Origin of the sequence: Amycolatopsis sp. H20-H5, assembly GCF_035828755.1 — a bacterium.
In the GTDB taxonomy this organism is placed as follows: Bacteria; Actinomycetota; Actinomycetes; order Mycobacteriales; family Pseudonocardiaceae; genus Amycolatopsis.
This window is the reverse complement of sequence record NZ_JAYMZS010000231.1, coordinates 1-5,448: the sequence shown is the minus strand read 5'-3', so window position 1 is coordinate 5,448 and position 5,448 is coordinate 1. Positions and strand designations below refer to the sequence as shown.

The window sequence follows — 5,448 nt, the reverse complement described above, 5'->3', positions numbered from 1 at the left end:
TAAACGCCGTCATGGTGGCCTTCAGGGGCAATCAGGGGCCCAGCAGGCCGCGGTCCGCGGCTTGGCGGCCCGCCTGGAAGCGGGTGCGGGCGCCGAGCGAGTCCATCACCCGGCGGACGCGACGCTCGACCGTGCGCTGGGCGACGCCGAGCTTCCGGCCGATCGCCTGGTCGGTGAGCCCCGCGGCGAGCAGGGCCAGCAGCTGGCGGTCCTCGGCGGCGATCCCGGCGGGCGGGGCCTCCGGCCACAACGGCGTCGCGCGCTCCCACAGCAGTTCGAACAGCGCCACCAGCCCCGCCAGTACGACCTGAGACGACACCAGCACCGCGTGGTGGTCGGTCGGCGGCTCGGCGAAAACCAGCCCCAGCCGGGCGTCGGCGATCACCAGCTTCGCCGGGAGCCGGACCATCGTGCGGGTCTGGCCCGCGGCCGTCGACGGCTGCGAGCTCTGCTCGTGGATCGTCCGGCAGCGGACCCCACGCGCCTGCGCCGCGACCCGCGTCTCCCCGTCCTCGACGAGCTCGGGCGGCTTGTGCAGCGTCAGCAGCTCCGTCTTCGCGACCGCCTGGACCTGCTGGAACTGGTGCGCGACCGCCGCCGGGTCGCGCACGAGGCGCACCACCGGGTCGTCGCCCGGGGAGAACCGGGCCCCCAGCGCCACGCCCGCGAGGCGTGCCCGCTCGATCTCGGCGCGCCGCCGCAGGGCCAGCAGCTCCAGCGCGATGTCGGGTGGGGACGCGGTGAACCGGACCGGCCTGCCCGTGTTCCTGGTGAGCATTCCCTTGTCCGCCAAGGACTTCACCAGCGGACGCACCCGGGTTTCCGGCATTCCGGCCAGGCCGGCCAGCTGGGCGAGGGTGACCTCGGAGCGGACGAGGAGGGCTTCGTAGACGCGCTGTTCGGCCGCGTCGACGCCGAGGCTTTCCAGCGTCATCGCCGATCCTTTCCCGAACCTCCGGCCACAGGAAGAACGCCCCAGTAAAAATATAGTCGCCGAAGGTCTAGACCAAATCAACCCTACTTAGTCGGGAAGCACCGGCGCGACGAAACCTTCGTCCCGGCCGAGCAGCACGGCTCGGGTGATGGCGGCCGAGCCGAACCGGTCGCGCACGACGTCGAGCGTGGTGTCCAGCATGGACGTCCCCCGCACGTCGAACGGCAGCGCGAGCTGGACCGGCCGGTCGTCGTCCAGGTTCGACAACGAGACGCCCACCAGCGTGACGCCCTGCTCCGCGAACAGCGGCAACGCCGTGACCAGCAGGCCGCGCAGGGCGGCGAGGATGGTCTCGGTGTGGGCGGTCGCTTGCGGCAGCGTGTGCGAGCGGGTCGCACTGGTGAAGTCGCCGAACCGCATCCGGAGCACGACAGTGCGGCAGACCCGGTGGCCCGCGCGCAGCCGCCGGGTGGTCCTGTCGACGAGGGCGACGACGACGGCGTCGAGCTCCGCCGCGGATCGCCGGTGGTTGCCGAGCGCCCGCTGGGCCCCGACCGAACGGCGCCTGCGGCCCGTCTGCACCCGGCGCGGATCGCGGTTGTGCGCGAGCGAGTGCAGGTGGTGACCGGCGCCCTTGCCCAGCACCGAGCCGAGTTCCCGCTCGTCGAACGCGGCCAGCTGGCCCACCGTGTGGATCCCGCGCTCGTGCAGCTTGGCCGCGGAGACCTTGCCGACGCCCCAGAGCCGCTCGATCGGCAGCGGGTGCAGGAAGGCCAGCTCGCCGTCGTGCGGCACGACCAGCAGCCCGTCCGGTTTCGCGACGCCGCTGGCGACCTTGGCGAGGAACTTGGTCCTGGCCACCCCGACCGTGATCGGCAACCCGACCTGCTCGGCGACGTCGCTTCGCAGCTTCGCGGCTATCGCCGACGGCGAGCCCGAGATCCGCGCGAGGCCGCCAACGTCGAGGAACGCCTCGTCGATCGACATCCCCTCGACCAGCGGAGTGGTCTTCTCGAAGACCGCGAACACCGCTTGACTCGCCTCGACGTACGCCGACATCCGCGGCGGCACCACGATCGCGTCCGGGCAGAGCCGCAGCGCCTGCCGCCCGCCCATCGCGGTCCGCACGCCGCGGGCCTTCGCCTCGTAGCTCGACGCGAGCACGACCCCGCCGCCGACGATGACCGGGCGGCCACGGAGCGAGGGGTCGTCACGCTGCTCGACCGACGCGTAGAACGCGTCCAGGTCGGCATGCAGGATCGGCCCCTCGCCCGTCACGGTCATAGAACATATGTTCGCATGCGCCTCGTCTGAGTGCCAATAAGCGCAGGTGAACAGGTCATCCGTGCAGCGTCGACCGCCATACGACCGGTACGCCGCCTTCGTCGAGGGGCCCGTTCGAAGTGACCCCGACGATCGTGCCGTCGTCACCGACCGCGTACCCACTGCCCTTGGCGTAACCCTCCGGCATCGGCAGCCGCCCCAGTGCGGTCGTGCCCTGCCAGGCGGCGACCGGCCCGTACGGGGTGGACGGCTGAGGCTGGCGGCCCACGATCAGCCCGGACGCGTTGACGGCGCGGGCGGAGTCGCTGTCCGGGAGAGCCTCGGGATCGTCCGGGGTCCGCCAGAGCAGCCCCGTCGCGCCGGAGCCCACCACGGATCCGTTCTTGATGGCCGACGCGTACAGGTACTGGTCCCCCGCCGGGACGGTGAGGTCCCGGCTGACGCCGTCCTTCCACAGGAAAGCGCCGTGATCGTCGTAGTTCAGCAGGATTGTCCCGTCCTCGTCGAGATCGGCTGCCACCTCCGACCGGTGCGCGTTGGGGATCACGACCGGCCCGTTGCCCAGTGCGGGCCACAGCGCGGTGGCGGACTTGGCGGGATCGTCCGTCACCAGTTGGGCGAGGACATCGCCCCGGTTGTTGATCGCCACGCCGTACGCGGAGTCGTAGCCCGCGGGCACCGGCAGGACGTGGAACCCGTTGCCGTCCAGGGTGAACGTCTGGGAGTGGCCGGTGTCGTAGTCGATGGCGTAGCCCAGCACGACGCCGGAGCTGTTCTCGTCACGGACGCTCGCGAATTCGAACCCGGCGGGCACGCCGCGCACGGTGGGTTTCCCGCCGGTCCAGGTCACCACCTGAGAGGTGTCGCCGATGAGGAATTCCCCGGCGTAGCCGCCGTGGCCGTCGGTCCCGGTGAGGAAGCCCGACGCGTTCGGATACCCCGCCGGGAGCGGCAGGAGGGTCGCCGCCCAGGCCGGTGCGGCGGCGGCTTCGGCGGGCAGCGTGCTCAAGGTCGTCGCGGCGGCCACCGCGGTGATCAGCGCACCCGCGCGCACCCTGGTTCTGGTCTGCATGTGTTTCCCCTGTTCTCCCCGGACTGTCGGGACGATCCTGATCGCGCCCGGCCCGGCGGTCTGCGTCAGATGACGCACAGGGAACGTGACCGGCGGGTCACCCGTTCAGGCCGCATGAGTGCACTGGGCACGTGGATGGCGCTGGGGATTCCGGGCACGACGGCGGTGCTGGTGGCCGTCGGCGCCTACGAAATGCGCCCGGCGAACGGCCGGAAGCGGCTGCGGCGGCGACTCTCGTCGACCTACGTCGAGGAGGTCACGGCCTTCCTCTACGGGACGAAACGGCGGGAGCTCGAACACCGGGATTCGATCGAGATGCTGCGTGAGGAAGACGCCGAGGGCGCGCCGCCCTGGCTCGGCGTCGACCTGGATCGCGGCGTCGTGGTCGTGCGCCCGGAAAACGGGCCTCCAGCCCGGCCGTAGCTAGGCCTGGCTGTCGATCCCGAGCTGGCCGCCCTGCTCGGCGAGGGTGTAGGTCTGGTGTTCGGTGGTGGTCCCGCCGCTCTTGCGGACGTAGGTGATGGTCACCGACACCGCGTTGTCGCCGTGTGCGGTCACGTCGGTCACCTTGACCTCGCTCATCTGGTTCCAGAAGCTCGAGTAGCTGGCGAACGTCTTGGAGCGGGCCTGCTTGAACCGGTCCGTCAGCCGCGCGTAGGCCCCGGCCAGGTTGCCGGGGACCATCGCGTAGTAGTCCCTGACCGCGGCTTCGTTGGCCGCCGGGCCGGTGAGCGGCGCGGCAGGCGCTGTCGACGGCGGCGAGGACGGTGCCGGAGGGGTGGCCGAAGGCGTCGTCGCGGGCGTCGTCGCGGGCGGCGGAGTGAACGACTGGGCCTCCGACGACGCGGCCGGGGCCGACGGGCTCGGGCTCGAGCCCGCCGCGTTGGTGTTGCTGTTGGTGTTGCTGTTGGTGTGCGAGGCGGCCAGTACCAGCGCGACCCCCGCGATCACGACCAGGCCAATGACCACGGACAGCAGCACGACCAGCCGCTTCCGGCTGTCCTTGACCGGCTCGGCCGCCGGTGGGGTCGGAGGCACGGCCGCGGCAGGCACCGGGGTCGTCGCCACGGCGGGGGACGGCGGCTCAGGCAGCGGGGCCGGGGGCAGCTTGGCGGCGAGCTCGGCGAGTATCTCGGCGGCCTCGGCCATGGTGGGCCGGTCCTCGGGCGCCAACTGGAGCATGTGCATCAGGGCGGGGGTGAGCGCGCCAGCCTTCTTCGGCTCGTCGAACGTCCCGCGCGCGACCCGGTGGAGCAACGCGATCGCGTTGTCGTCGGTGCCGAACGGCGGGCCGCCCTCGACGGCGTTGAACAGCGTCGCACCCAGCGAGAACACGTCGGAGCGGAAGTCCGCGTCGCCGCCTCTGGCGACGTCGGGTGAGAGGAATCCGGGCGTCCCGGCGGTGATGCCGGTCGCGGTGACCGTCACGTCACCCGCGGCGCGGGAGATGCCGAAGTCGGTGATCTTGGCCGTGCCGTCCTCGGCGATCAGGACGTTGGCGGGCTTGACGTCCCGGTGCACGATCTCGGCGGCGTGCGCGGCGGCGAGCGCCGACGCGATCTGCGCGCCGATCTTCGCGACCTCGACCGGCGGCAGGGTGCCGCGCGCGGTGATGACGTCGGCGAGGCTCGACGACGGCAGGTACTCCAGGATCAGGCACGGCCGCCCGTCGTCCTCGACGACGTCGAACACGGCGATCGCGTTGTGGTGCAGCAGCCGGGCCGCGATCCGCCCTTCGCGCATCGCGCGGGTGTTGGCGTCGGTGAGCTGCGCGAGGTCCGGCGTGGTCTGCAGATGCAGTTCCTTGACCGCGACCGGGCGGTGCAGCCATTGGTCCTCGGCGCGCCACACGATGCCCATGGCCCCGCTGCCGAGCAGGACGTCCAGGCGGTACCGGCCGGCGATGAGCCGACTTTCCTCTGGCAAGGACTGCTCCCGGGGGTCAGATGGCGGGTTCGGACGAAGGTCAATCCTCGGGCGATGCTACTCGGCGCCCGCCACTTCTCAACGCCCCACCAACCCAAAACCCAAAAACCCCTTACCAGTCCCCAAAAACCCACCCCCCCAACCACCAAACCCGACCACAGCATCTCCACAGCACCTCATGCACACCCACCCCCCCCACCCACCAAACCCGACCACAGCGTCTCCACAGCAC

The 5,448-nt window shown here is 71.5% G+C and carries 5 protein-coding genes; 1 reads left to right on the top strand and 4 read right to left on the bottom strand.

Annotated features, from left to right (window positions below):
* Positions 1-31: 31 nt before the first annotated feature.
* From QMK34_RS46855 to QMK34_RS46845, 3 genes are all read right to left on the bottom strand, one after another.
* Positions 32-934: a TrmB family transcriptional regulator gene (locus tag QMK34_RS46855; RefSeq protein WP_326421496.1), complete on the bottom strand. Its 903-nt coding sequence runs from the start codon at positions 932-934 to the stop codon at positions 32-34.
* 87 nt (positions 935-1,021) lie between these two features.
* Positions 1,022-2,218 (bottom strand): DNA polymerase IV, encoded by a 1,197-nt coding sequence (dinB, locus tag QMK34_RS46850; RefSeq protein ID WP_326421494.1) that lies wholly within the window; start codon positions 2,216-2,218, stop codon positions 1,022-1,024.
* 55 nt (positions 2,219-2,273) lie between these two features.
* On the bottom strand, positions 2,274-3,290 hold the full coding sequence (locus QMK34_RS46845) for a hypothetical protein (protein WP_326421493.1): 1,017 nt from the start codon (positions 3,288-3,290) through the stop codon (positions 2,274-2,276).
* Between the two features lie 114 nt (positions 3,291-3,404).
* On the opposite strand from QMK34_RS46845, the gene QMK34_RS46840 reads away from it, so the two are divergent.
* Positions 3,405-3,713 (top strand): DUF6191 domain-containing protein, encoded by a 309-nt coding sequence (locus QMK34_RS46840; RefSeq protein ID WP_326421491.1) that lies wholly within the window; start codon positions 3,405-3,407, stop codon positions 3,711-3,713.
* Here the strand turns inward: QMK34_RS46840 and QMK34_RS46835 are convergent, their stop codons facing one another.
* A complete protein-coding gene (locus tag QMK34_RS46835) occupies positions 3,714-5,216 on the bottom strand; it encodes a serine/threonine-protein kinase (protein ID WP_326421489.1) in 1,503 nt (500 codons plus the stop codon). It abuts the gene before it with no gap.
* Between the last annotated feature and the right edge of the window lie 232 nt (positions 5,217-5,448).